The following is a 22,148-nucleotide window of genomic DNA, read 5'->3' as shown; positions in this document are numbered from 1 at the left end:
GACTCAACCGCGTTTGCCGGTGACGTATCAAGACCACCCAGGGACGCTGGTCCGCTGGAGCGCCCGGCGGATTCCTCCGACGGCGCGTGCTCTCCATTCCTGGCATGCTGCCCAGCAGGGCTTGCAGGAAGAGGGAATCGGCGGCGCGGCGAACGCCCGGGCACCTACTTCCCCTTGCCTGAACTAGCCGCCCGCCGCACAATCCCAATAATCACCGTCGCAATCACCAGCACGATCCCAATAATCCCCAACCACAGCAGCCCCTTGATCGCGAACCCCACGATCGCCAGGATGATCCACAGCACGACCAGAACGATCACCAAGATAAGCATGTCGCCACCGTACGCCTGCTTTGGCGCCGCATCGACCTAGCTCGCGCGCCTCGTCTCGTACCTGCTCACCACCACCCCGCCTGGCAGCGTGCGCGTCTCCACCAGCTCGACGTTCACCCACCTGTCCAGCCCGCTGAAGAACGGCGTACCGCCGCCCACCAGCACCGGATGCGTCACCACCGTGTACTCGTCGATCAGCCCTGCCCGCATGGCCGCCCTGGCGAGGGTCGCGCCGCCCACGCGCATCCGCCCGCCGTCCTCGGCTTTGAGTCGAGCGATCTCCGGGAGCGCATCGCCCGTAAACAGGCGCGCGTTCCAGTCGACCGTCGACATCGTGGAGGAGAACACCACCTTCGGCGTGTCACGCCAGTTGCGCGCGAACGCGATCTCGTCCGGGGTGGCGCCCGGCTGCTGGTCGCCGGTGGGCCAGTACGAGCTCATGGACTCCCAGAGTTTGCGGCCGTACAGGAACAGGTCGATCGCCTGCTCCTCCTCGAGCCACCACTGGAACAGTTCGTCGCTCGGCACGCTCCAGCCGATGTCGTCGCCGGGGGCGGCGATGTAGCCGTCGAGCGTCACGTTCATGCCGTAGACCAGTTTCCGCATAGCGTCATTGCCTTCCGTCAGCCGATCCCGGAAGTTTAGATCGTCGCGTCCCTGCCCGGCAGGGGATGCAGAGGGATGCGGGGGTGTAGACAGAGGCGTGACCACCTTCGATGAGCTCCTCCACCGCAACCTGCTCGGCGTCTTCAACGAGCGCGACGAGTCGCGGCGACGTCCGTTGCTCACCGAGCTGTACGCACCGGATGCAGGCTTCGCCGATCACGACGGAGTGGCCGTCGGGCCCGATGCCATCGATGAGAAGATCCGCGAGCTGCACGCCAGGACGCCAGGGTTCGAGTTCGTACCTGGACGGTTCTACGAGGTGCAGGAGCTCGCCACGGTCGAGTGGTCGTACGGGCCGGCGGGCGCCGAACCCGTCGTGCACGGGACGGATGTCGCGCTCATCCGCGACGGGCGCATTTCGGCGCTCTACGTCTACCTTCGGTAGGGCGCGACTCTCGACGGGGAGGCGGGATGCGGCGCGGGGCGAGACATGCGCCACCGCCGCCGTCAAAAGGGGCGTACCGTCAGCACATGGAACACTTATATACGGCGCAGATGCGAATGCCGAGCGGTAAGACGGTCGTCGCGGTGGCAGAGACCATCAACGGAGAGCCACAGCCGCGGGTTCGGTTCGAGACGGTGAGCTACGGAGCGACGACGAGCGGCTGGGCCGTGCCCCTGAAAGAGCAGGCGGACTGGCCGTCCAGTTGCCAGTACCGGGCAATGACGCCCGCCGAGGTCAGCGTCGAGAACGCCACCCTCTGACGACGCGCAGCGGGGCGTGCCCCGTCCGTACTACCGGGCCGCGCCCGCAGCGAGCACCCGCTCCCGGCCGCGACGACGCGGCGTCCGCACCCGCATCCCCAGTGCCCCCGGCTCGATCGTCAGGGTCACCGACACGACGCTCCCGTTCGGGTCGCCGTCCAACTGGATCTCCTGCTCGTCCTCGAAGCGCACGCGCATCCGCTTGGCCTGCGCATATCGGATCGCCCGCGCCTGGGGCGTGATGCGTCCGACGAACCGGCCGAAGCCCGTGCGGTGGAGCAGCCGGTTGAACGTGAGCCGGTAGCCGATGTTCGTCCAGCCGCCGCCTCCGCGCGGACGGAGCACCACGGCGTCGAGGAGGCCGTCGTCGACCGTCGCGTCCGGGATGAGGAGCAGACCGGCGGTGAGGCTGCCGGAGTTGCCGACGATGACCGTGTGCGCGCGCAGTGCGATCTCGGGGGCGTCGTCGAGCTGATAGACCATGTCGAACTGCTTGTTGCCCAGGATGCTGCGCGCAATCGGATCCGAGTATGCCAGCCAGCCGATGCGTTTCTTCAGGCGCTGGTTCGTGTGGGCGGCCATGTGCGCATCCAGCCCGATGCCGGCCATCACCAGGAAGGCGCGCCGCTCCTCAGAGCCGTCCGCTCTGACCAGCACGGCATGGCCGAGATCGACCCGCCTGGTCTCGCCGGTGAACGCGGTATCGACTGCGGCGGTCAGGTTGTTGATCGGGAGGCGCAGTTCCCGTGCGAACAGGTTGCCCGTCCCAGCGGGCACGAGACCGATCGGGATGCCCGTCCCCGCGAGCACATCCGCCGCAGCCCGCAGCGTCCCGTCTCCACCGACGATAACGATCAGGTCCGGCTGTGCGGCGGCCGCGTCCTGCGCCGCGGAGCGGCCGTCGTCGTCCGCGCTCGTCTCGAACCACTGGGATGCGGTCCACCCGCCCCGCGCCTCCTGTGCCGCCACGCGCGCACGCAGCACTCCCGCATCCACCTTGGTGGGGTTCAGCACGAACGCTGCGCGACGTGCCGGATTCTGGTCGTCCGGGTGTGCGCTCATCCGGTAAGGATATGTCGGCGACGAGCCCGATCAAGCCACAAGACCACAAGACCACGAGGCCACAACGCCACGAGGCCGTCAGGCCGTCAGGCCGTCACCGACGGCTCGTGCGGGAACAGCCGGTCGAAGCCCATCACCAGAGCGCCCCGCACCGCTGCGTCCTCCGCATCGCGGATCGACTCGATGCGAAGCCGGGAGGTGGTCGCGGGAAGCGCGCGGGAGTACAGCGTCTCCCGCAGCCCGGTCATCAGGTGGTCGCCCAGCCCCACCACGCGTCCGCCCATCACGAGCACGTCGGGGGCGATGGCGGTGACGAGTCCGATCATGGCCTCGCCGATGTCGCGGCCGGCCTGTCGCAGCGTCGCGATCGCGACCTGGTTGCCCGCGGCCACGAGCGGCTGGAGCTCGTCGAGCGAGGCCACGTCCAGTCCGTCCTGGCGCACCTGATTCAGGATCGCCGGGGCCGAGGCCACCTCGCCGACGCAGCCGTGGTTGCCGCAGTTGCACGGGATGCCGTCGCCGTGCGCGACCGGGATGTGCCCCAGCTCGCCGGCGAGACCGCGCAGGCCGCGGTGCAACCGGCCGTCGATGATGAGGCCGGCGCCGATCCCCGTCGCCACCTTGACGAAGACGAGAGAGCGGCTCTGCGCATCCAGCGTGGGGAGAAGGCCGAGCGCCATCAGGTTGGCGTCGTTCTCGACGACGACGGGCACGCCGAGGGCACGCTCGAACGAGGCCCCGTCGACGGTGAGGTCGGCGTACATCGGCATGCTCTTGTTGTCTTCGACGGGGCCGGTCACTCCGACCACGGCGATCCGGATGAGGTCGGCCGACACGCCAGCCTCCGCCACCAGCTCGTCCCGGAGTCGCGTGGCGTCCACCGGCCCGTCCGCCTCCGCCGCGCCCAGCGAGTACCCTTCGACCACGCGGCGGGCGAGCACAGCGCCGCCGATCGTCGCGAGCGTCGCGGTCACCTGGTCTTTGCCGAAGCTTGCGACGAACACCAGGATGTTGTCCTCGTTGAGGCGGAAGAGCGCGCTCGGGCGTCCCCGGCCGGAGAGCTGGTCGCCCGACTCGACGATCCAGCCGCCGGCGAGGAGATCGTCGAGGCGACTGCTCACCGTGTTGCGCGCCCAGCCGAGGGTGCGACCGAGGTCGGCGCGGGACTGCTCGGCGCCGGAGAGCGCACGGATGATGCTGAGGTGGTCGTGGCGCAGCTCGGCAGCGGTCATGTGACTAGACAATCACAGCTCGGCCACCGCTGAGGCCGCATCCCGTCCGTGCCGTCAGACTGCCAGCATCTCGTCGATCCGCCTGGGGGAGAGGAGTTCGTCGATTGCGAGAGAGCTGGCGCCGAGCACGGCGGCCTCGTCGCCGGCGCGCGATTGGCTGATCGTCAGATGCTCGCTCGCCAGCGGCAGGGCGCGGGCGTAGACCACCTCGCGGATTCCGGCGAGCAGATGCTCTCCGGCGCTGGCCAGCGAGCCGCCGACCGCGATCAGCGACGGGTTCATGAGGCTGACGCATCCGGCCAGCACTTCGCCGATGTCGCGCCCGGCCTGACGGATCGCCTGCGCCGCCGGGATGGAGCCGCGCGTCGCCAGGCTGACGACGTCGTGTCCCGTGCGCACATCCACTCCGGATGCGCGCAGCGCGCCGGCGATGGCGGGTCCGGATGCGATCGCCTCCAGACAGCCGGTGTTGCCGCAGCGGCACTCGGTGTCGGCGGCGCGCGCAATCGAGATGTGGCCGATATCGCCCGCGGTGCCCTGGGCTCCGCGCTGCAGTCGACCACCGGCGATCACCCCGGCTCCGATGCCGGTGCCGATCTTCACGAACAGCAGGTTCTCGCGGGCGCGCGGGTTGGCGGCGCGCTCGCCGAGGGCCATCAGGTTGACGTCGTTGTCGACGAGAACGGGCACATCGAACTCGCGGCCGACCCAGGCGGGGATGTCGAAGCCGTCCCAGCCCGGCATGATCGGCGGGTTGCTCGGCCGCCCAGCGGGGAACTCCACCGGGCCGGGAACCCCGATCCCGATGCCGAGCAGGTCGGACTCCGGGCGGCCCATCTCGGTCAGCATCGTTCGGCAGACCCCGGCGAGCCAGCCGAGCACGTCGGCGGGGCCGGTGTCGATGGCGACGGGCTCGCTGCGCCGCACGAGGATGTCACCCGCGAGGTCGGTGAGGGCGATGGTCCCGTGGCTTGCGCCGAGATCGGCTCCCAGGACGACACCGGCGCGAGGGTTGAGGGCGATCTGCGATGGAGGGCGGCCGCCGCTCGAGACAGCGTCGCCCACGGTGGCGAGGAGGCCGAGATCGAGGAGGTCGCCGACACGCGAGACGATGGTGGAGCGGGAGAGCCCGGTCACCACCGACAACTGGGCGCGGGTTCGGGGGCGGCCGTCGCGGAAGAGCTGGAAAAGCTCTCCGGCCCGTCGTCCTGTCGCTTCGCGCAACTCTTCGCTGTCTCGCACTCGGGTAGTCAAGCACGAGCACTTTTGCCTTTACAAGAGCAAAAGAAAGGTTTTTTTGAACTAATTCTGCTTTTGAAGTAGCGAAACCGAATTGTTTCATGTCAATATTCCGCACATGGCACTCAACGTCGAGATGAAAACGAGGACGCTCCGCACCGCATTCGTGGGCGGCGGGTTCATGGCTGCCGTCCACTCCAGGGCGGCACGCGCCGCCGGTGCGACCGTCGCAGCCGTCGCATCCTCGACGGCTGCGAGCGCAGAGCGTGCCGCCGCGGCGATCGGCGCCGAGCGCTCCTTCACGAGCGTCGACGACCTCCTCGCCTCCGACGCGGACGTCGTCCACATCTGCACGCCCAACACCACGCACGCCCAGTTCGCTCTGGCCGCGCTCGCCGCCGGGAAGCACGTCGTCTGCGAGAAGCCGCTCGCCACCAGCCTCGAACAGGCGCTCCTGCTCGCCGACAGGGCGAATTCGAGCGGCCTCGTAGCCACGGTCCCGTTCGCGTACCGCTTCCACCCGATGGTCAGGGAGGCCAGGGCGCGGGTCGCGGCAGGACGCCTCGGCCGCATCCTCACCCTCCAGGGCCACTACCTGCAGGACTGGCTCGCCAGCAGCACCGACACCGACTGGCGAGTGGATGCGCGACTGGGCGGACCATCCCGAGCCTTCGCCGACATCGGCTCGCACCTGGTCGACCTCGTCGAATTCGTGGCGGGAGAGCGCATCACACGACTGGAGGCGGTCACGCGCACGGTCCACGCCGAGCGCGGCGGGTTCGAGAACGTCGCGACAGAAGACCTCGCCGCCCTCCTCGTCGAACTCGACGGCGGCGCGGTGGGAACCCTCCTCGTCTCGCAGGTCGCCCCAGGCAGGAAGAACAGTCTGGTCGTCGAGCTCTCCGGCGATCGGGAGTCGCTGCGGTTCGATCAAGAGTCGCCGGAGACCGTGTGGCTCGGCCGCGCAGACAGCTCGTCCATCCTCCACCGGGATGCGTCCCAGCTCTCCCCGGATGCGGCTCGCCTCTCGCTGGTGCCCGCCGGGCATCCGATGGGCTACCAGGACGCCTTCAACGCCTTCGTCTCCGACACCTATCGCGCCATCGCGGGGGAGTCGCCGGAGGGCCTTCCGACCTTCCGCGACGGAGCCCGTGCCGTGCGGCTCACCGAGGCGGTCCTTGCGTCGGCGGGCACCGGCCGATGGAAGGACGTCCCCGCCGAACCTGCCGCCGAATCTGTCGCCGAACCCGTCGCCGTGCCCGCCTGACCGCGCCCGGCGACGCTCGACCCTCCCCATCCGACTCCCACCCACCGACCACGAGGAAGACACACACCAGATGACCACGCTCACTCACCCGCTGCCCGCCCGCTTCGACCTGATCGTCGTCGGCAGCGGCCCCAACGGCACGATCGTCGCGAACGAGGTGTACCGCCGCCGCAAGGACGTGTCGATCCTCGTCGTGGAGACCGGCCCGGAGATCAGCGCCAACGCGGGCGAGCACCTGATCGAGTCGCCGGACAAGGAAGCGCGACAGGCGTACGAGCGCCTGATGCGCCTGGCCAAGCAGATCGAATACGTGCAGGGCTCCGCCGCCGACCGTCAGCTCACCGAGACGCTCTGGACCAAGGAAGAGGTGGGAATCGTCCCCGCCGCCTACCTCGGCAACGACATGCGCGAGTTCCCCGGTGCGGCGATGGCCTGGAACATCGGCGGGATGGGGGTGCACTGGACGGCCGCCTGCCCACGGCCCTTCGGCCCGGAGATCCCGCCGGCAGGGGACGGCGACTGGGACGACGACCTGCGGACGGCGCAGCGCCTGCTCCGCGTAGACCAGACGGTGTTCGCCGCCAACCCGTTCGCGCATCCCGTACTGGATGCGCTGCGTTCCGCCATCCCGTCCGCCTCCGCCGACCGGTCGGCCCAGCCGATGCCGATCGCGGGCGTGCCAGGCCCGACGGGCAAGGTGCGCCGCACGGGCCCACGCGACATCTTCCCCGAGCTCTTCTCCGACGACAACCGCGCCCGCCTGGTGACCGGCGCTCTCTGCACCGCGATCCTGCACCGCGACGGGGCGGCGACCGGCGTCGTCCTCCGCGATGTGCAGACCGGCCAGGAGGTCGAGGTCGCGGCCGGCGCCGTCGTGGTGGCGGCGGATGCGCTGCGCACCCCTCAGTTGCTCTGGGCCTCCGGGATCCGGCCGGACGCGCTCGGCGTGCGGCTCAACGAGCACGCCTCCATCGACGGGGGAGTGGTGGTCGACCCGGTCCGGATCGGGGCGGCGGGGCTGCGCATCCCCGAGCATCCACTGGACGAGCCGTTCATCGGCGCGTACTGGAGCCCGTCGAACGGCGCAGGCCAGCCGACCCAGGGCCAGCTCATGGAGCAGAACAGCGCGGAGACCGGCCACACCATCGGGATGGGCTGGTATGTCTCGACGGAGATCCGGCCGGAGAACCGGCTCGAGTTCTCCGAGCACGCGACGGACGCCGTCGGCCTTCCGCGCATCACCGCGCGTTTCTCGTACTCCGATCGCGACCTGGAGCGCATCGAGTTCGCCCGCGGCATCCAGCGCGCTGCGGCGAACGCCGTCGGCGACTTCGATCAGGAGAACGCAGCCCTCCTGCCGGCTGGCGCCTCCCTGCACTACACCGGCACCGTTCGGATGGGCGCGGCCGACGACGGCACGAGCGTGTGCGACCTCCGCGGCGCCGTGTGGGGCTTCGACAACCTGTTCGTCGCCGGAAACGGCGTCATCCCCACCGCCCTCACCTGCAACGCAACCCTGACCAGCGCTTCCCTGTCGGTTCGCACCGCCAGAAGCGTCCTGGCGTGAGCATCACTCACGCACCCGAGTAAAACCCCCTGCAGTCCATTCGAGAAAGGAACGTGAGAACAATGACCCGTTCTCCACGAAAGATCCATCGCTCGCTCATCACCGCAGCCGTCCCCCTCGTCGCGGCAGCCCTCGTGCTGACCGGATGCGGGCGCGGTTCCGGCGCCGCCCCCGCAGCGTCGACGCTCCAGATCGACGACAAGCCCGCGACGGGCACGATCAACATCTGGGCCGACGGCGCGGACGGCGCCGATCTGCCCAAGCTGCTCGCGCCGTTCGAGAAGGACAACCCGAAGGTGAAGGTGTCCATCACCCAGATCCCCGAGGGCGACTTCGCCGCCAAGCTCACCGCTGCCATCGCATCCGGGACGGTCCCCGATCTCGTCTATCTGTACTCGCAGGACCAGCCGACCCTGCTGGCGACCAACGGATTCGCGCCGGTGCCCGACGGCCTCGTCGACCCGTCGTCGTTCTTCCCTGCGATGCAGAAGGCCGCCGAAGTGGACGGTGTCGCGTACGCCGTGCCGTGGTACACGTACGCGAACGTCTTCATGTACCGCAAGGATCTGGCGCAGAAGGCCGGAGCGAGTGCACCGCAGAACTGGGATGAGCTGGTGACGTTCGCCAAGAAGCTCAAGGCGGACGGCGTCGCCAACCCGCTCGGCCTGTCCATCTCCTACGACGGATACTCCGCACAGGAGCTCACCGCGTACGCCAAGCAGAACGGCGGCAGCCTGATCAGCTCCGACCTGAAGAAGTGGACGATCAACGACCCGAAGAACATCGAGGCGCTGGAGTTCTGGGGCTCGCTGATCACGGACGGCTACGCCTCCGCAGACTCGCCGACCTTCCTCGACACGGTGCCGTTCCTCAGCTCGGGCAAGATCGCCGGCATCACCAACGGGCCCTGGCTGCCCGGCTGGCTGGAGGACGCCAACGGGCCGACCTGGAACGACAGTCACCTCGCGGTGGTCGAACCGCCCGCCGGCCCGGACGGGTCCCGGGCGGCATCCATCGGCGGAGGAAGCCTCGCCGTCCTGAAAGACGCGAAGAACCCGAACGCCGCGTGGAAGCTGACCCGTTGGATGGCGCAGCCGGACACGCAGGTGGCCTGGTACAAGATCTTCAAGAACCTGCCCGCTGTCGAAAAGGGCTGGGACGACGAGTCCATCGCCGGCAACGCCATGCTCAAGCCGGTACGGGATGCGATCGCTCACGGCGTCTCCATCCCGACCGTCCCCGGCTGGGGCCAGGTGGGCAAGATCGTCGGCCAGCAGATGGAGCGCGTCGCGCGCGGCACAGCGACCGCCAAGCAGGCGCTCGACGACGCCCAGCAGCAGGCTGAGGCCATCGGCACGGGAGTCAAGTAGCAGCCATGACCTCCGTCATCAGCAAGACCAGAGGGGCGGCCTCGAGTCGCCCCTCTGTGGCCCGGCGCAGGGCGACAGCGCCCGGCGTCACGAAGCAGCGGGGCGTCGCCTGGTTGTTCGTCGCGCCGTTCCTCATCCTCTTCGTCGTCCTCACCGCGATTCCGGTGCTCGGCGCCCTCGGGATGAGCTTCACCGACATCACGGCAGCCGACATCAGGAACCCGTTCTCCGTCGATTTCGTCGGATTCTCCAACTTCGTCAACGTGCTCACGAACGCGACCTTCCTCCGCAGTGTGGCGAACACGGCGCTCTTCGTTGTCGTGTGCGTGCCGCTCAGCATGGGCATCGGGTTCGCGCTGGCGGTCATCCTGAACACCGGCATCGCCCGGCTGCGCACGTTCTTCCGGGCGGCCATCTATCTGCCGGTCATCACGAACATCGTGGCCGCGGCCGTCATCTGGCAGTACGCGTTCACGATCAACGGTCCGGTCAACTCCGGCCTCGCGACGCTCGGGATCACCGGACCCAACTGGCTGGGCGACCCGTCCTGGGCGCCGCCGACGGTCATCATCCTGGGCGTCTGGCGCAACATCGGAACCTGCATGGTCCTGTTCCTCGCCGGACTGCAGGCCGTGCCTGAGGAGGTGTACGAAGCCGCATCCATCGACGGCGCAGGCCACTGGCGGCGACTGACGAACATGACGCTGCCGCTGCTGCGTCCGACGACGCTGCTGGTCAGCGTGCTCATGACGGTCTCGTTCCTCAACATCTTCGACGAGCCGTACCTGCTCACCAAGGGCGGACCGCTCGGCTCGACGGAGTCGATCGCGCTCTGGGTGTACGAGCAGTTCGGTTTCGGGAACGTGGCCGCCTCGATGGCGGGGTCGTTCATCCTGCTCATCCTCGTGGCGGTCGTCGCCGTCGTCCAGTTCAGATTGCTGAGGCCGAAACAGTGAGACAGCCATCCATCGCCCGCAGCGCGGGCATGTACCTCCTGCTCGTCGGTGTCGTGCTCCTGATGCTCCTGCCGTTCGCGTGGGTGCTCTTCGGGTCGTTCAAGACGCAGAACGAGTTCATCTCGAATCCGGGCGCGTGGCTCCCTGAGACCTTCGCGAACTTCTCGAACTACATCGTGCTGTTCACGGAGAAGTCGTTCGGGCTCTACTTCGCCAACAGCGCCATCGTGTCCATCGTCGCCGTGCTCGGCAACGTGTTCTTCAGCTCGATGGCGGGGTATGCGCTCGCCAAGATCGACTTCAGCGGTCGCCGCTGGGTGTTCCTCGCGGTCGTCGGCTCGATGACCATCCCGTATGTGGCCGTCTTCGTGCCGCAGTTCCTGGTGATCGTGCAGTTCGGTCTCGTGAACACGCTGACCGGCATCGTCGTCCCGATCCTGGTGATGCCGCTGTCGATCTTCATCATGCGGCAGTTCGCGATGTCCGTGCCTGACGAGCTGCTGGAGGCGGCCAGAGTGGATGGGGCGGGGGAGTTCCGCATCTTCTTCCGCGTCTTCCTTCCTCTGGTCGGCCCCGCGATCGCGACCGTGAGCATCCTCACGTTCCTCAACTCGTGGAACTACTTCCTCTGGCCGCTCATCGTCGCCCAGTCGCAGGGCACATACACACTGCCCGTCGGCCTCGCCGTCGCCTCGCAGGCGTCGAACACCACAGCGTTCGGCATCCTGCTCGCGGGAGCGGTCGTCGTGCTTCTGCCGGTGCTCATCCTGTTCGTCTTCCTCCAGCGCTACTTCATCCAGGGCGTCGCGACCGCGGGCCTCAAGTAGCCGGGCCAAGCGAACCCGGGCGAACCCAGAACTCAGCCGCACACATCGAAAGGAATCCCATGACCATCAGCCGTGACCAGATCGCCCTCAACGCGATCCAGTGGATCAACGTGAAGGCCGACCCGTCCGACCCGAACAGCGAGGACCTGTGGCTCTACCGCGAGCCCAGTTTCCGTGCCGACTATCCGAGCGTTCTCACACAGGTGAAGGATGCGGGCTTCGACGCCGTCATGATGGAGGTCCTGGACACCCAGACCCTCCAGAACTACGCGTCGATGATCGAGGACTCCGGACTGAGGCTCGCGCCCGGCTACTGCCAGATCGCGCTGCCGGAGGAGCACGGCGTGACGCTCGAACGCGGCAGCGCCGAGTGGGTCCGCTGGTTCGACAGCGTTCGCCGCAAGGCGGAGGAGTCCAACTACTTCGGGCTGAAGACGATCTTCCTGGCGCCGGAGGTGCACTGGCTCGACAGCAGCACCCGCACCCTTCGCGCCGCAGCGGTCGGCGCCGACTTCGACCAGAGCAGGCTCGAGCGGGTGACCGAGTACCTGAACGACGCAGCGGAGGTGCTGCAGGCGGAGGGCATCCGTCCCGGACTGCACAACCACGTCGGCACCTGGGTGGAGACCAGGGACGAGATCGACTACGTCCTCGGGCAGATCGACGCATCCGTTCTCGGCGCATCGTTCGACATCGGGCACCTGGAGTGGGCGGGAATCGACGCCAAAGAGATGCTCGCGGCCTACGCGGATCGCCTGGTCGACCTCCACTTCAAAGACCTGGACCTGTCGGTCGCAGAGTCGAGCAGGCTGCAGCCCACCTCGTACCGCGCGACCTCCGACCGGGGACTGTTCCTCGAGCCAGGTCTCGGCGACATCGATCTCGACGGCGTGCTCCGCGCCCTGCCGGACGGTTTCGGCGGCTGGATCATCATCGAGGTCGACAAAGCGTCGATGGACCCCTGGGAGAGCGCGCTGGTCACCAGCCGCTGGCTCAGCGAGCACGTCCAGGCGCACGCCACGGTATGAGTGACGCCGACGCGGGCGGCAGCCCGACGACGTGGAACCGCCCGTTCGCCCGCCTCGCTCGCGAGGCAGGGTGGACGTACTACGCGGTCGCCGTCGTCGGGCGGCTGCCCTTCGCGATGGCGGTGGTCGGCGTCGTCGGCTTCCTCGTCATCAGCACGGGCTCGTACGAGCTCTCCGGATGGTGTTCGGCGCTGATCGGCGTCGGCGCCGCTGTCGGCGGTCCGCTCCTCGGACGCGCCGTCGACCGGTGGGGGCAGCGCAGGGTGCTCCTGCCGTACATCGCGGTCTACGTGCTCGCCCTGCTCTGCCTGATCTGGCTGGTGACGATCGGCGCGCCCGAGGCGGCCGTGCTCGCGACCGCCGCGGTGATCGGGCTCGCGTCGCCCCAGGTGTCGCCGATGTCGCGCAGCAGGCTGGCCGCGATGGCGGAGCAGACGCTGCCGCTCGCGCAGGTCACTCCCGCGACGCGGACGATGCTGGGGGTCGAGTCGTTCATCGACGAGCTCACCTTCGTCATCGGCCCCGCAGCAGTCGGCGTGGTGAGTCTCGCGTTCGGAACGGCCGTGCCGATCATCGCCGCCGCCGCACTCACCGCGGTGGCGGGGGTGGCATTCGCCTGCCACCCCACCGCGCGTTTCGTGCGCGGAGCCGCGGTGCGGCCGGCGGAAGAGGCGACCCCGGCGACGGGCTCGACGTGGGCCTGGGCGCATCCGCGCATCCTGGTGCTCGCGCTGTCGCTCCTGGCCATCGGCGGCTTCTTCGGCTCGACACTCATCGACGTCACGCGTTTCGCCGGAGCGAGCGGCGTTCCGCAACTGGCGGGGCTGGTCTATGCGGGCACAGGCGTCGGCTCTGCGGTGTTCGCACTGCTGGTCACCTTCGTGCCCGACCGGTTCTCGCTGGAGGCGCGGTCGATCCTGTTCGCCACGATCACGGCCTGCGCCGCCGTCGCCATCGCCTTCGTCTCGTCGCTCCCCACTATGGCTGTCGTGCTGGCGGTCGCCGGGGCGGGAATCGGCCCGGCGCTCGTGACAACCTTCAGCGCTGCGGCGGCGCGGTCGAGCGCTGCGGACCGCACCACCGTGATGACGCTGCTCGGCGCAGGCCTCATCCTCGGGCAATCCCTCGGTTCCGCCATCGCGGGCGCGCTCGTGCAGGCGAACGTCCCGTCCGGCGCAGCAGCGGTGGCCGCCACGTCGGCGGTCCTGCTGCTGGTGCTCTCTCTCGGGAACTTCGCCCTGTTCCGCTCGCGGCCGACCGCCGCGTAGACCCCTCTACTCCGTCAGGTCGTCCACGGCGGCGCCCGGCGCGTTCTTCTGAACCGACTCGATGCCGTTCCTCGCCGACGCCTTGGATTTGTAGCCTTCCGACACCGCGATGATCTCGCCGTTTCCCGCCTTCAACCGGAAGCGGTATTCGCCGTTGCTGGACTGGTAGATCTCGAACTTCCCGGCCATCGTTCGTCTCCTTCGTCGCCGCAGCCTGGTTGCTGTCAGACGAGCACACCCTATCGACGCCGACGATCCGCGTCGAGGGGCGTTTTGCTCGTGCCGCACTACCGTCGCAGGCCATAACGATATATCGTTAGCTATCGTTGCGATCCTCACGGAGGTCATCATGAACACGTCATTCCCCGGAACATCCGGCCCGTTCGGCGCAGGCCCCGGCGCGGGCGCCACCGCAGAGAACATGTGGCAGGCGTTCGAACAGCTCCGCTCCACGTTCGAGAAACGCGTGAACACGAGGATGGGGCGTGGCGATGTCCGCGCGGCCGTCCTCGCGCTGCTCGCGGAGAAGCCGATGCACGGCTACCAGATCATCCGCGAGATCGAGGAGCGCAGCAGCGGCTCGTGGAAGCCGAGCGCCGGGTCCGTGTATCCGACGCTGCAGCTCCTGGCGGACGAAGGGCTCATCGTCTCGGAGGAGTCCAACGGACGCAAGACGTACGCGCTCACCGACAGCGGCCGCGCCGAGGCGGAAGCTGCCGGGCCCGCCCCGTGGGAGTCCACAGGCGCCGGCAGCGACGGCCCTGGTGTCGGCGCCCTGCCGAAGGCCGCGTTCGAGCTCGCCCAGGCGGCGGCCCAGGTGCGCAGGACAGGCACCCCAGAGCAGGTCGACCAGGCGGCGACCGTGCTCGATGACGCACGCCGCAAGCTCTACGCGATCCTCGCGCAGGACTGACGCGGGTGTCGTCGGTTCGTCCCGATCGCGCTGGCACGCAGGGCGCGGGGTCGACGCGCGCACGCTACCGCCGCATCCTGCGGTTCGCGGGCTGGAATCTGGCCGTCACCTGGTGGTACGAGCTGTTCCTTCCGCGCATCGGCTTGCAGAGCGTCGCAGAGCGCACCCGGTCGAAGCGGATGCGGCGCTTCGCCCAGAGATTCCACGGGCTCGCGGTGGAGCTCGGCGGCCTGATGATCAAGGTCGGCCAGTTCATGTCGTCGAGGCTCGACGTGCTCCCTCCGGAGATCACCGCCGAGCTGGAAGGGCTGCAGGACGAGGTTCCTCCCGTGCCGTTCGCTGCGATCCGCGCTCTCGCGGAGGCCGAGCTGGGCATCCCGCTGGACAGGGCGTTCGCGCAGGTCGACGAGACGCCGGTCGCCGCCGCATCCCTCGGGCAGGCGCACCGCGCGCGACTCGCGCCGACCGACGCGGCAGACACGGGTCTCGACGGTGTCGTCATCAAGGTGCAGCGCCCGGGGATCGGCGCGATCGTCGACGTCGACCTGGCCGCGCTCCGCAGGGTCGGCGGTTGGCTGAGTCGCGTGCGACTGGTGTCGGACAGGGTGGACATGCCCGCCCTGGTCGAGGAGTTCGCGCACACCAGCCTGGAGGAGATCGACTACCTGCACGAGGCGGAGAACGCCGAGCGATTTGCCGAGCAGTTCGCCGGTGACGCCAGGGTGGCCGTGCCGGAGGTGGTCTGGGAGCGCACCACCAGGCGCGTGCTCACACTCGAGGACGTCACCGCCATCAAGATCACCGACACCGCCGCTTTGGCGTCCGCGGGGATCGATCCAGCGCAGGTCGCGCCGGTCTTCGCTTCGGTCATGTTCGACCAGTTGTTCACGAACGGCTTCTTCCACGCCGACCCGCACCCGGGCAACATCTTCGTCACCCCTGTTTCCGTTGCCGCATCGGATGCATCCGATGCATCGGGTGCATCCGTGGCCGAGCACCCGTGGAAGCTCACCTTCATCGACTTCGGCATGATGGGCGAGGTTCCAGCCACCACGCGCAGCGGCCTCCGCAAACTCCTGATCGCGGCGGCCTCCCGCGACGGACGCGGCCTGGTGGATGCGATGCGCGACGTCGGCGTGCTCCTCCCGTCCGCGGAGACCACCGAGCTGGAGAAGGCGATGACGCACCTCTTCGCCCGGTTCGGCGGCATGGGATTCGCCGAGCTGCGCGAGGTGGACCCGCGCGAGTTCCGCGACTTCGCCGCCCAGTTCGGCGATGTTGTGCGCTCGCTGCCGTTCCAGCTCCCGGAGAACTTCCTGCTCATCATCCGGGCGATGTCGCTCACGTCCGGGGTGTGCAGCGCGCTCGATCCGCAGTTCAACCTGTGGGACTCCGTCGAGCCGTATGCGGCGCAGCTTCTCCGCGATGAACGCGGCAACGTGGTGCAGGACATCGCGAAGCAGGCCGTCGAGCTCGCCGGAATCGCACTGCGCTTGCCGAAACGGGTGGATGCGCTCCTCGACCGCATCGACGACGGCACGGTCGAGGTCCGTTCCCCGCGCCTCGAGCAGCGGGTGGCCACGCTCGACCGCACCGCGAGACGGCTCGTCTCCGCTGTCCTGTTCGGCGCGCTGCTGATCGCGGGCGCTGTGCTCCACACCGGGGATGCGGTCTTCGGCACCGTCCTGATGGTCGTGTCGGTGCTGCCCCTGCTGCACGCACTGTTCTCCGGCTGGCGCCGTCGCTGAGCGCGAGCCGTCGTCGCTGAGCGAACCGCCGCGTCAGAGACTGTCCGGGTCCAGGTTCAACGACGTGGCTGCGTAGAGGAACTGATTGCCGCCGTCCCCTGGCAGGTCCGGGTTCAGCCACAGCAGATACTCTTCCGGGATCCCGAACCGCGCTGCCACGTCGGTCGGGTTGTCGCCCTGCGCAACCACGTAGCGCTTGGGCGCCCCGCTCGCCGTCGTCGTCGTGACCGACCCGTTCGCGCCCGGCCGAGCGCCGCCGTCGACCGGATGCACGTTCGACGGCCGCACCGGCACCGCCCAGTGGATGCTGTCGACAGCGAGCACCTTGTCCGGCCCGAGCTCCACCGGCACGCCGTCGGCGGATGGCGCCGACGAGTATGTGACGAGTGTGCCGAGGTATGAGGGCTGTCCGACGTCGCCGAGGAGCGTGGTCGATGTGGCCGCGGCGCCGTTCGTCGGGCCGCCGAGCGGATGGTCGCCGACACCGTGGAAGGTGAGCCCGTCGCCGACGGCCGGCGCAATTTCGAGCAGCGTTACCGAGATCGGCACTGGCACAGAGGAGGTGAAGCCGGAGTATTCGGCGGTGTAGGTGTTGTTGCCGTTCGCGATCATCCGGTAATGGAAGTGGATGCTCCCCTTGGGCGATGCGACGCTGCCCTCTGCGACGACCGTGCCCTGCGGCACCGGGGTCAGTGTCGCGGGCGGGACGGGCGCGGCGGACGGCGTCGCAGTGCCGATCGCACCAGCCGCCGTCGGCGGCGCTGTCGGCGTCGTTGTCGCTTTCGGTGCCGCGTGCTTCGTGTGCGACGGCGTGGCCGCCGGGCCGCCGCCGAAGAGTGCGCACCCGGCGAGCAGCGCCGGCACAGCGAGCACGACGCCCGTCACGGCAAGCGCTCGGCGCGCGATCCGCGCAGAACGCGCGATCCGCGCGCCCGTCCGTCTTTCGGCCGCGTCCGCGCAACCCGTCTTCCCCCTGTGAAACATGCTTCTCCCCGTACGACTCCGTCGAGCCTAGCCGGGAGGCGGGCGGAGGCGACAGAGCGTCGCGACCGCCCGCCGGCGTATCACGGGCGCAGCAGCACCTTGCCGACGCGTCCCGGCGCGTCGCTCGCCGCGACGGCGGCTGCGATCTCGTCCAGGCCGAACGTGCCGGCGACCGGGAGCGTCAGCGTGCCGTCGCTCACGCGGGCGATCAGCTCGCCGAACAGCGCTCCGCGCACGTCGGCGGCCATCTCCTTGCTGACGACGCTGCCCCAGAAGCCCTTCACCGTTGCCTGCTTGAAGATCACGTCTCCGGATGCGAGCTCGAGCGTCGGCGACGCCATCGCGCCGAACACCACGAGCGTTCCGTTCACTGCCAGCGTCGACAGGACATCCCCTGCGGACGAGCCGCCGACCGAGTCGATCCCGACGCGGATGGGCGCGCCACCGGTGATCGTGGCGAGTTCCTCGCGCCAGCCGACTCCGTCCGTCGCGATGACGCGCTCGATCCCTTGCGCGCGCAGCTCGTCGACACCGGCAGCGCGGCGCACCAGTCCGACCACGTTGATCCCGCGAGCGGCGCCGAGCTGAGCGACCATCCGCCCGACCGCACCGTTGGCCGCGTTCTGGATCAGCCAGTCGCCCTCCTTCAGATCGAGCGAGTGGAGAAGGCTCAGCGCGCTGAACGGCATGGCGACGAGCTGAGCGGCTGCCTCGTCCGGCAGCGCGTACGGCACGGGGATGAGCCCGGCCGCGTCCGCGACGAAGTACTCCGCCCACACGCCGAACGTCCCACCCGTGACGACGCGCTGACCGACCGTCAGCGCGTCCACGCCGTCGCCAAGCGCATCCACCACGCCGAGCGCCTCGGTGCCGGCCTGCGCAGGCAGCGTCGGCTTGAATCCGTATGTGCCGCGCACGGTCCACAGGTCGTGGTTGTGGATGGGGGAGAGCAGCATCCGCACCCGCACCTGGCCTGCGCCGGGCTGCGGCAGCGGTCGCTCCTCGACCGCGAGCACTGCTGCGGGGTCGCCGAACGAGGGGTGGACGAGTGCGCGCATCGACTCTGCGCTGTTGTCTGCGGTCATGGCTCAGTCCTCCGAGACGGTGATGGTGACGTCGATGTTGCCACGGGTCGCGTTCGAGTACGGGCACACCTGGTGAGCGGCATCTGCGAGGGCCTGCGCCTGCGTGGGCTCGATACCGGGAAGGACGACCTCCAGCAGCACGGCGAGCTGATATCCGCCTTCGCCGTTCGGGCCGATCTGCACGCGGCCTCCGACAGACGAGTCCTCCAGCTTCACCTTCTGACTGCGGGCGACGGCCTGCAGTGCGGAGTGGAAGCAGGCGGCGTATCCGGCAGCGAACAACTGCTCGGGGTTCGTGCCGGCTCCGGAGCCGCCCATGTCCTTCGGGACGGCGAGGTCCAGGGCGAACGAGCCGTCGCTTGTGGCGACCCGCCCGTCTCGTCCCGCTCCTGTCGAGAGTGCTTCTGCGGTGTAGAGGACGTTCATTCTTGCCTTTCTCGTGCTTTCAGTGCTGCTCGACCGGACGCTGCGCGCTCACGGCGTGCATCGTCTCGGTGAGGTGGTGGAGTGTTCCGATGAGGGCGGCGGCCGACTGTTCGTCCGGCAGGCCGGTGCCGGCGGCGATCCTGGCCGGGATGTGCGCCAGCTCGGGCCGCAGCTCGCGTCCGCGGTCTCCGATCGTGATGGTGACTACGCGTTCGTCCGGCAGTCGCCGCTCGCGCGAGACGAGCCCGGCCTGCTCCATCCGGCGCAGCAGCGGGGACAGCGTCCCGGAGTCGAGCTGCAGGTGGTCGCCGAGAGAGGAGACGGTCTGGTCGCCCTCGATCCACAGCGTCACGAGCACGAGGTACTGGGGGTATGTGATTCCCCACGGCTCGAGCAGCGTGCGGTAGGCCTGGGTCGTCGCGCGGGTGGCTGCGTAGAGCGAGAAGCACACCATCTCATCGGTCACGGGCATCTCACCATAGTTGCACGCAATTGAATTGTGCACAACGTTTTGGGTGGAATCGGCTCGCTAGGCTGTCGACCCGTGACCGAATCGCTCCCCGTCGTAGAGGCGTCCCTCCTCGCGAACGTCAGCACGCTGCTCGGCCCGCGCATCCGGCTGGACCCGCTCGGTCCGCAGCACCTCGACGCCGTCTGGCCAGGGCTCCAGGACCAGGAGACCATGCGGCTGACCGGCACGCGCGCCACCTTCGACGTGGATGCGGTCGCCCGCCATCTCGCGGCCGTTCCGTCCGCACCGGATCGGGCCGACTGGGCGATCGTCGACCTGGCATCGGGGGAGTACGTCGGCGAGATCGTCCTGAACGAGCTGGACGAAGCGGATGCGTCGATGAACTTCCGGATCGCGCTCGCCCCTGGGGCGCCGGGCCGCGGCTACGGAGCGGAGGCCACGACCGTCGTGCTCGACCACGCTTTCTCCGCACTCGGCCTGCATCGCGTCTTCCTCGACGTGTACTCCTTCAATCCGCGCGCCCAGCGGTCGTACGAGAAGGCCGGATTCGTCGTCGAGGGCCGTCAGCGTCACACCCTGTTCTGGGACGGCGAGTGGGTGGACTCGATTCTGATGTCCGTGCTGAGCTCGGATCCCCGCCCGACCTTCCTCGCCTGACGCCCGGGCGTGTCGCCCGAACTGGGGTACAAAATCGTGTCCTCCATTTGACCCACAGACGGTCCATTCTGGCTAGGCTCTGACCGAAACGCAGTCACGTCAACCCGAAGGACACGCTGTGAACCCGAACACCATTTCCTACAACCACGCCCACGACGAGGCCCGCCGCCAGCTCCGCCGTCACGAGCGCGACCTGCAGTGGGCGAAAGACCGCCGCCGCCAGCAGGAGCGCGAGCTCGCGGAGGCGAGGGCGCTGCTCGCCGCGAGCCCGGCGACGCTGGTCTGGGCGCCGCTGGCCATCGCCGCGTTCCTCCTCGTCGGCGACGCGGTCATGGTCTGGGGCGTGCTGAACTCCAGCCTCCTCGGAAACAGCGGCTTCATCGTCGCCTGGGCGGGAGTCGTCGTGGGCGCGGTGGTGCTCATCCAGCTCGCCGTGTCCCTCAACAAGCTGAATGGCCGCCGCCGCTCCGCTCAGCAGTTGGTCCAGCTCCGGGATGCGCGCCTGTCGCACACCCAGTTCCACATCGAGGAGAGTCTCGGCTCCTTCATCGACGGCCACCAGGTCGCCCGCGCCACACGCTGACCGCAGTCACCGGCCGTGCGGCATGAGCGCGCGGCCGCACTCCTAGCGCTCGCCCAGCTCGATCCCGGCGGCCATCGCAGCCTCGCGGTACGCGGCGGCCAACTGGGCGAGCGAGTAGTGCGCGTTGAGGCCGCTCGGACTCGGCACCACCCAGACAGCGGATGCGCCGAGCGTCCGGTCCTGCCGCCCTGGCGCCGCGCGCGGTTCCTCGAAGGCGATGCGGTACGCGGTCACTCCGAGCAGCGCGATCACGCGCGGACGGTACGTCTCCGCGGTCTGCTCCAGAGTGGTTCGCCCGGCGACGAGCTGCGCGTCTGTCAGCTCCGACGCCTTCGCCGTCGCGTAGTTCACGAGCGTCGTCAGCCCGACGCGACGGTGTGCGAGATCGGCGATGTCACGCGGATCGAACCCGGCCGACGAGTCGATGACGTGATCGGTGATCCCCGCCAGGTGCAGTGCCGGCCAGAACCGGTTCCCCCGATTGGCGAAGCTCGCCCCGATGGCGGCGCTGCGCAGGCCGGGATTGATGCCGCAGAAGAGCAGCTGCACCCCGTCGCTGATCACGTCCGGCAGGGATGCGCCCGTGTACGACAGCAGCTCGGCGCGGGTGAAGCTCACCGTGCGACACCCCGTCGCTCACGGATCAGCAGCGCGAGCACCGCTGCCTCGCTGATCTCGGGATCCTTCGTCGCGGTCAGCAGCGTGAGCGTGCCGCTCTCCGCGATCGACCGCAGCCGGTCGAGCTCTGCGGACCGCCGCGGTTCGGCGAGCTCTGCCGTGTACCGCGTCGCGAACGCGTCGAACCGATCCGGGATGTGGGCGTACCAGGTTCGCAGTTCGGTCGACGGAGCGATCTCCTTGCACCACTCATCGAGGTGGGCGCGCTCCGTGCTCAGCCCGCGCGGCCAGAGTCGGTCGACGAGAACGCGCGTGCCGTCCGAAGCGCCCGGCTCCTCGTAGACCCGGCGCACCCGGACATCCGGTGTCGTCGCATCCGGTGTTGTCGCATCCGGTGTCGTCGCCATCGGTCGCTCCTTCCGCGCGGCGCTCGTCGTGCGTCGTCACCAGCATCCTCGCATCCGGGGCTCACCGCTCTCACGCCGCATCCGCCACGGCGAACTCGGCGATGCAGATCGGAGGCTCCATCGGCCTTTCGGTGTTCACGGCGGTGTACGTCGCTGCCGTCGGCGGCGGCGAGCGGTCGTTGCCCGCCCTCACCGCCGGCTACTCCGCCGTGTTCGTCGGCGCAGCGATCGGGATGGTCGTGGCGGCCGCCGTCGCTGCCACCCGCATCGGGTCCAAGAGCAGGCACGCGCGCAGCGCACGCGAAGCGACGATCTCGCTGCACTGACGCGCGTCCTCCAACGGCCCGATCCGGCGCGAACCGCGTCGGATCAGGCCGTTTTCCACGCGCAGAACGGGCACGAGGTTCGCGACGCGCCCGGGATGCAACCTTGATTTGCGAGCATTCGCGGTAATGCGTAAAGTACTTACTTGTCACCCCAAAGGTGCGGGAGAGCGGAACTGCTCCCCGGCCTCAAGCGGGACCACATCCCCGGTTTTCTTCTCGATTATCCGAGGGTGGTTATCCTCCACTTGCTGAGTTGATTGTCATGCTCGGTCGTGTGATCGGTTGCCTTTCTCAGGCGGCCAGGTTGCGACCGGCTGATTTGACAAGGAAGCTTCGAGTGGTAGGGTTGACAGGTTGCCCCATTTTGACCGTGTGATGCGGGATGGTGGGAGCGTCCGATCCTTGAGAAC

The 22,148-nt window shown here is 68.8% G+C and carries 26 protein-coding genes; 14 read left to right on the top strand and 12 right to left on the bottom strand.

Annotated features, from left to right (window positions below):
• Positions 1-164: 164 nt before the first annotated feature.
• Positions 165-332: a hypothetical protein gene (locus ACYVGI_RS12590; RefSeq protein ID WP_460632959.1), complete on the bottom strand. Its 168-nt coding sequence runs from the start codon at positions 330-332 to the stop codon at positions 165-167.
• Between the two features lie 36 nt (positions 333-368).
• Entirely contained in the window at positions 369-938 is a 570-nt protein-coding gene (locus ACYVGI_RS12585) for a dihydrofolate reductase family protein (protein ID WP_460632958.1), read from the bottom strand.
• Positions 939-1,035: 97 nt separating this feature from the next.
• On the opposite strand from ACYVGI_RS12585, the gene ACYVGI_RS12580 reads away from it, so the two are divergent.
• Both ACYVGI_RS12580 and ACYVGI_RS12575 read left to right on the top strand, forming a co-directional pair.
• A complete protein-coding gene (locus ACYVGI_RS12580) occupies positions 1,036-1,383 on the top strand; it encodes a nuclear transport factor 2 family protein (protein ID WP_460632957.1) in 348 nt (115 codons plus the stop codon).
• Between the two features lie 86 nt (positions 1,384-1,469).
• Positions 1,470-1,703, top strand: a complete 234-nt coding sequence (locus ACYVGI_RS12575; protein ID WP_460632956.1) for a hypothetical protein — start codon at positions 1,470-1,472, stop codon at positions 1,701-1,703.
• 30 nt (positions 1,704-1,733) lie between these two features.
• On the opposite strand, the gene ACYVGI_RS12570 is transcribed toward ACYVGI_RS12575, so the two are convergent.
• From ACYVGI_RS12570 to ACYVGI_RS12560, 3 genes are all read right to left on the bottom strand, one after another.
• Positions 1,734-2,765 (bottom strand): diacylglycerol/lipid kinase family protein, encoded by a 1,032-nt coding sequence (locus ACYVGI_RS12570; protein ID WP_460632955.1) that lies wholly within the window; start codon positions 2,763-2,765, stop codon positions 1,734-1,736.
• Positions 2,766-2,851: 86 nt separating this feature from the next.
• Positions 2,852-3,997: an ROK family transcriptional regulator gene (locus tag ACYVGI_RS12565; protein WP_460632954.1), complete on the bottom strand. Its 1,146-nt coding sequence runs from the start codon at positions 3,995-3,997 to the stop codon at positions 2,852-2,854.
• Positions 3,998-4,051: 54 nt separating this feature from the next.
• Positions 4,052-5,239 (bottom strand): ROK family protein, encoded by a 1,188-nt coding sequence (locus ACYVGI_RS12560; protein WP_460632953.1) that lies wholly within the window; start codon positions 5,237-5,239, stop codon positions 4,052-4,054.
• A gap of 115 nt (positions 5,240-5,354) precedes the next feature.
• Between ACYVGI_RS12560 and ACYVGI_RS12555 the strand changes: the two genes are divergently transcribed.
• From ACYVGI_RS12555 to ACYVGI_RS12525, 7 genes are all read left to right on the top strand, one after another.
• The gene (locus ACYVGI_RS12555; protein ID WP_460632952.1) at positions 5,355-6,503 is read left to right on the top strand and encodes a Gfo/Idh/MocA family protein; all 1,149 of its coding nucleotides are present in this window, start codon (positions 5,355-5,357) and stop codon (positions 6,501-6,503) included.
• A gap of 70 nt (positions 6,504-6,573) precedes the next feature.
• Positions 6,574-8,070 carry a GMC oxidoreductase gene (locus ACYVGI_RS12550; RefSeq protein ID WP_460632951.1) on the top strand — a complete coding sequence of 499 codons (1,497 nt, stop codon included), beginning with the start codon at positions 6,574-6,576 and terminating at the stop codon, positions 8,068-8,070.
• Between the two features lie 62 nt (positions 8,071-8,132).
• Positions 8,133-9,440, top strand: coding sequence for an extracellular solute-binding protein (locus tag ACYVGI_RS12545; protein ID WP_460632950.1), 1,308 nt, complete (start codon positions 8,133-8,135; stop codon positions 9,438-9,440).
• A 5-nt stretch (positions 9,441-9,445) separates the two neighbouring features.
• Positions 9,446-10,396: a carbohydrate ABC transporter permease gene (locus tag ACYVGI_RS12540; RefSeq protein ID WP_460632949.1), complete on the top strand. Its 951-nt coding sequence runs from the start codon at positions 9,446-9,448 to the stop codon at positions 10,394-10,396.
• On the top strand, positions 10,393-11,223 hold the full coding sequence (locus ACYVGI_RS12535; RefSeq protein WP_460632948.1) for a carbohydrate ABC transporter permease: 831 nt from the start codon (positions 10,393-10,395) through the stop codon (positions 11,221-11,223). The genes ACYVGI_RS12540 and ACYVGI_RS12535 overlap by 4 nt, the downstream gene beginning before the upstream one ends.
• Before the next feature lie 59 nt (positions 11,224-11,282).
• On the top strand, positions 11,283-12,251 hold the full coding sequence (locus ACYVGI_RS12530) for a sugar phosphate isomerase/epimerase family protein (RefSeq protein ID WP_460632947.1): 969 nt from the start codon (positions 11,283-11,285) through the stop codon (positions 12,249-12,251).
• Positions 12,248-13,519 (top strand): MFS transporter, encoded by a 1,272-nt coding sequence (locus ACYVGI_RS12525; protein ID WP_460632946.1) that lies wholly within the window; start codon positions 12,248-12,250, stop codon positions 13,517-13,519. Before ACYVGI_RS12530 ends, ACYVGI_RS12525 begins: the two co-directional genes overlap by 4 nt.
• A 6-nt stretch (positions 13,520-13,525) precedes the next feature.
• On the opposite strand, the gene ACYVGI_RS12520 is transcribed toward ACYVGI_RS12525, so the two are convergent.
• Complete coding sequence (locus ACYVGI_RS12520; protein WP_460632945.1) at positions 13,526-13,708, bottom strand: YegP family protein; 183 nt, start codon at positions 13,706-13,708, stop codon at positions 13,526-13,528.
• A gap of 160 nt (positions 13,709-13,868) precedes the next feature.
• Here ACYVGI_RS12520 and ACYVGI_RS12515 point away from each other — a divergent pair, with 160 nt between their 5' ends.
• Both ACYVGI_RS12515 and ACYVGI_RS12510 read left to right on the top strand, forming a co-directional pair.
• Positions 13,869-14,432, top strand: a complete 564-nt coding sequence (locus ACYVGI_RS12515; protein ID WP_460632944.1) for a PadR family transcriptional regulator — start codon at positions 13,869-13,871, stop codon at positions 14,430-14,432.
• A gap of 5 nt (positions 14,433-14,437) precedes the next feature.
• On the top strand, positions 14,438-16,180 hold the full coding sequence (locus ACYVGI_RS12510; protein WP_460632943.1) for an ABC1 kinase family protein: 1,743 nt from the start codon (positions 14,438-14,440) through the stop codon (positions 16,178-16,180).
• A gap of 33 nt (positions 16,181-16,213) precedes the next feature.
• On the opposite strand, the gene ACYVGI_RS12505 is transcribed toward ACYVGI_RS12510, so the two are convergent.
• The 4 genes from ACYVGI_RS12505 to ACYVGI_RS12490 all read right to left on the bottom strand — a co-directional run bounded on the left by ACYVGI_RS12505 (position 16,214) and on the right by ACYVGI_RS12490 (position 19,147).
• Positions 16,214-17,065 (bottom strand): LysM peptidoglycan-binding domain-containing protein, encoded by an 852-nt coding sequence (locus ACYVGI_RS12505; protein ID WP_460632942.1) that lies wholly within the window; start codon positions 17,063-17,065, stop codon positions 16,214-16,216.
• 179 nt (positions 17,066-17,244) lie between these two features.
• Complete coding sequence (locus ACYVGI_RS12500) at positions 17,245-18,222, bottom strand: zinc-binding dehydrogenase (RefSeq protein ID WP_460633000.1); 978 nt, start codon at positions 18,220-18,222, stop codon at positions 17,245-17,247.
• A 30-nt stretch (positions 18,223-18,252) separates the two neighbouring features.
• A complete protein-coding gene (locus ACYVGI_RS12495; RefSeq protein ID WP_460632941.1) occupies positions 18,253-18,675 on the bottom strand; it encodes an organic hydroperoxide resistance protein in 423 nt (140 codons plus the stop codon).
• Positions 18,676-18,694: 19 nt separating this feature from the next.
• Complete coding sequence (locus ACYVGI_RS12490; RefSeq protein ID WP_460632940.1) at positions 18,695-19,147, bottom strand: MarR family winged helix-turn-helix transcriptional regulator; 453 nt, start codon at positions 19,145-19,147, stop codon at positions 18,695-18,697.
• Between the two features lie 72 nt (positions 19,148-19,219).
• Here ACYVGI_RS12490 and ACYVGI_RS12485 point away from each other — a divergent pair, with 72 nt between their 5' ends.
• Positions 19,220-19,804: a GNAT family N-acetyltransferase gene (locus ACYVGI_RS12485; protein ID WP_460632939.1), complete on the top strand. Its 585-nt coding sequence runs from the start codon at positions 19,220-19,222 to the stop codon at positions 19,802-19,804.
• A 118-nt stretch (positions 19,805-19,922) separates the two neighbouring features.
• Entirely contained in the window at positions 19,923-20,387 is a 465-nt protein-coding gene (locus tag ACYVGI_RS12480) for a hypothetical protein (protein ID WP_460632938.1), read from the top strand.
• A gap of 42 nt (positions 20,388-20,429) precedes the next feature.
• On the opposite strand, the gene ACYVGI_RS12475 is transcribed toward ACYVGI_RS12480, so the two are convergent.
• Both ACYVGI_RS12475 and ACYVGI_RS12470 read right to left on the bottom strand, forming a co-directional pair.
• Positions 20,430-21,005 (bottom strand): mismatch-specific DNA-glycosylase, encoded by a 576-nt coding sequence (locus tag ACYVGI_RS12475; protein WP_460632937.1) that lies wholly within the window; start codon positions 21,003-21,005, stop codon positions 20,430-20,432.
• Entirely contained in the window at positions 21,002-21,412 is a 411-nt protein-coding gene (locus tag ACYVGI_RS12470) for a DUF488 domain-containing protein (RefSeq protein ID WP_460632936.1), read from the bottom strand. The genes ACYVGI_RS12475 and ACYVGI_RS12470 overlap by 4 nt, the downstream gene beginning before the upstream one ends.
• Before the next feature lie 101 nt (positions 21,413-21,513).
• On the opposite strand from ACYVGI_RS12470, the gene ACYVGI_RS12465 reads away from it, so the two are divergent.
• The gene (locus ACYVGI_RS12465; protein WP_460632935.1) at positions 21,514-21,738 is read left to right on the top strand and encodes a hypothetical protein; all 225 of its coding nucleotides are present in this window, start codon (positions 21,514-21,516) and stop codon (positions 21,736-21,738) included.
• Positions 21,739-22,148: the final 410 nt, after the last annotated feature.

Source organism: Leifsonia lichenia, assembly GCF_054780215.1.
The sequence above is the reverse complement of the archived record's forward strand: the minus strand, read 5'-3'. Positions and strand labels throughout refer to the sequence as shown.

What these genes read in the sequence shown, in the direction of transcription:
- ACYVGI_RS12525 (WP_460632946.1), top strand. Translation starts at nt 12,248, where the DNA reads ATGAGTGACGCCGACGCGGGCGGCAGCCCGACGACGTGGAACCGCCCG.
- ACYVGI_RS12565 (WP_460632954.1), bottom strand. Translation starts at nt 3,997, where the DNA reads ATGACCGCTGCCGAGCTGCGCCACGACCACCTCAGCATCATCCGTGCG.
- ACYVGI_RS12500 (WP_460633000.1), bottom strand. Translation starts at nt 18,222, where the DNA reads ATGCGCGCACTCGTCCACCCCTCGTTCGGCGACCCCGCAGCAGTGCTC.
- ACYVGI_RS12530 (WP_460632947.1), top strand. Translation starts at nt 11,283, where the DNA reads ATGACCATCAGCCGTGACCAGATCGCCCTCAACGCGATCCAGTGGATC.
- ACYVGI_RS12550 (WP_460632951.1), top strand. Translation starts at nt 6,574, where the DNA reads ATGACCACGCTCACTCACCCGCTGCCCGCCCGCTTCGACCTGATCGTC.
- ACYVGI_RS12545 (WP_460632950.1), top strand. Translation starts at nt 8,133, where the DNA reads ATGACCCGTTCTCCACGAAAGATCCATCGCTCGCTCATCACCGCAGCC.
- ACYVGI_RS12585 (WP_460632958.1), bottom strand. Translation starts at nt 938, where the DNA reads ATGCGGAAACTGGTCTACGGCATGAACGTGACGCTCGACGGCTACATC.
- ACYVGI_RS12520 (WP_460632945.1), bottom strand. Translation starts at nt 13,708, where the DNA reads ATGGCCGGGAAGTTCGAGATCTACCAGTCCAGCAACGGCGAATACCGC.
- ACYVGI_RS12515 (WP_460632944.1), top strand. Translation starts at nt 13,869, where the DNA reads ATGAACACGTCATTCCCCGGAACATCCGGCCCGTTCGGCGCAGGCCCC.
- ACYVGI_RS12465 (WP_460632935.1), top strand. Translation starts at nt 21,514, where the DNA reads ATGCAGATCGGAGGCTCCATCGGCCTTTCGGTGTTCACGGCGGTGTAC.
- ACYVGI_RS12495 (WP_460632941.1), bottom strand. Translation starts at nt 18,675, where the DNA reads ATGAACGTCCTCTACACCGCAGAAGCACTCTCGACAGGAGCGGGACGA.
- ACYVGI_RS12540 (WP_460632949.1), top strand. Translation starts at nt 9,446, where the DNA reads ATGACCTCCGTCATCAGCAAGACCAGAGGGGCGGCCTCGAGTCGCCCC.
- ACYVGI_RS12575 (WP_460632956.1), top strand. Translation starts at nt 1,470, where the DNA reads ATGGAACACTTATATACGGCGCAGATGCGAATGCCGAGCGGTAAGACG.
- ACYVGI_RS12555 (WP_460632952.1), top strand. Translation starts at nt 5,355, where the DNA reads ATGGCACTCAACGTCGAGATGAAAACGAGGACGCTCCGCACCGCATTC.
- ACYVGI_RS12490 (WP_460632940.1), bottom strand. Translation starts at nt 19,147, where the DNA reads ATGCCCGTGACCGATGAGATGGTGTGCTTCTCGCTCTACGCAGCCACC.
- ACYVGI_RS12570 (WP_460632955.1), bottom strand. Translation starts at nt 2,765, where the DNA reads ATGAGCGCACACCCGGACGACCAGAATCCGGCACGTCGCGCAGCGTTC.
- ACYVGI_RS12470 (WP_460632936.1), bottom strand. Translation starts at nt 21,412, where the DNA reads ATGGCGACGACACCGGATGCGACAACACCGGATGCGACGACACCGGAT.
- ACYVGI_RS12590 (WP_460632959.1), bottom strand. Translation starts at nt 332, where the DNA reads ATGCTTATCTTGGTGATCGTTCTGGTCGTGCTGTGGATCATCCTGGCG.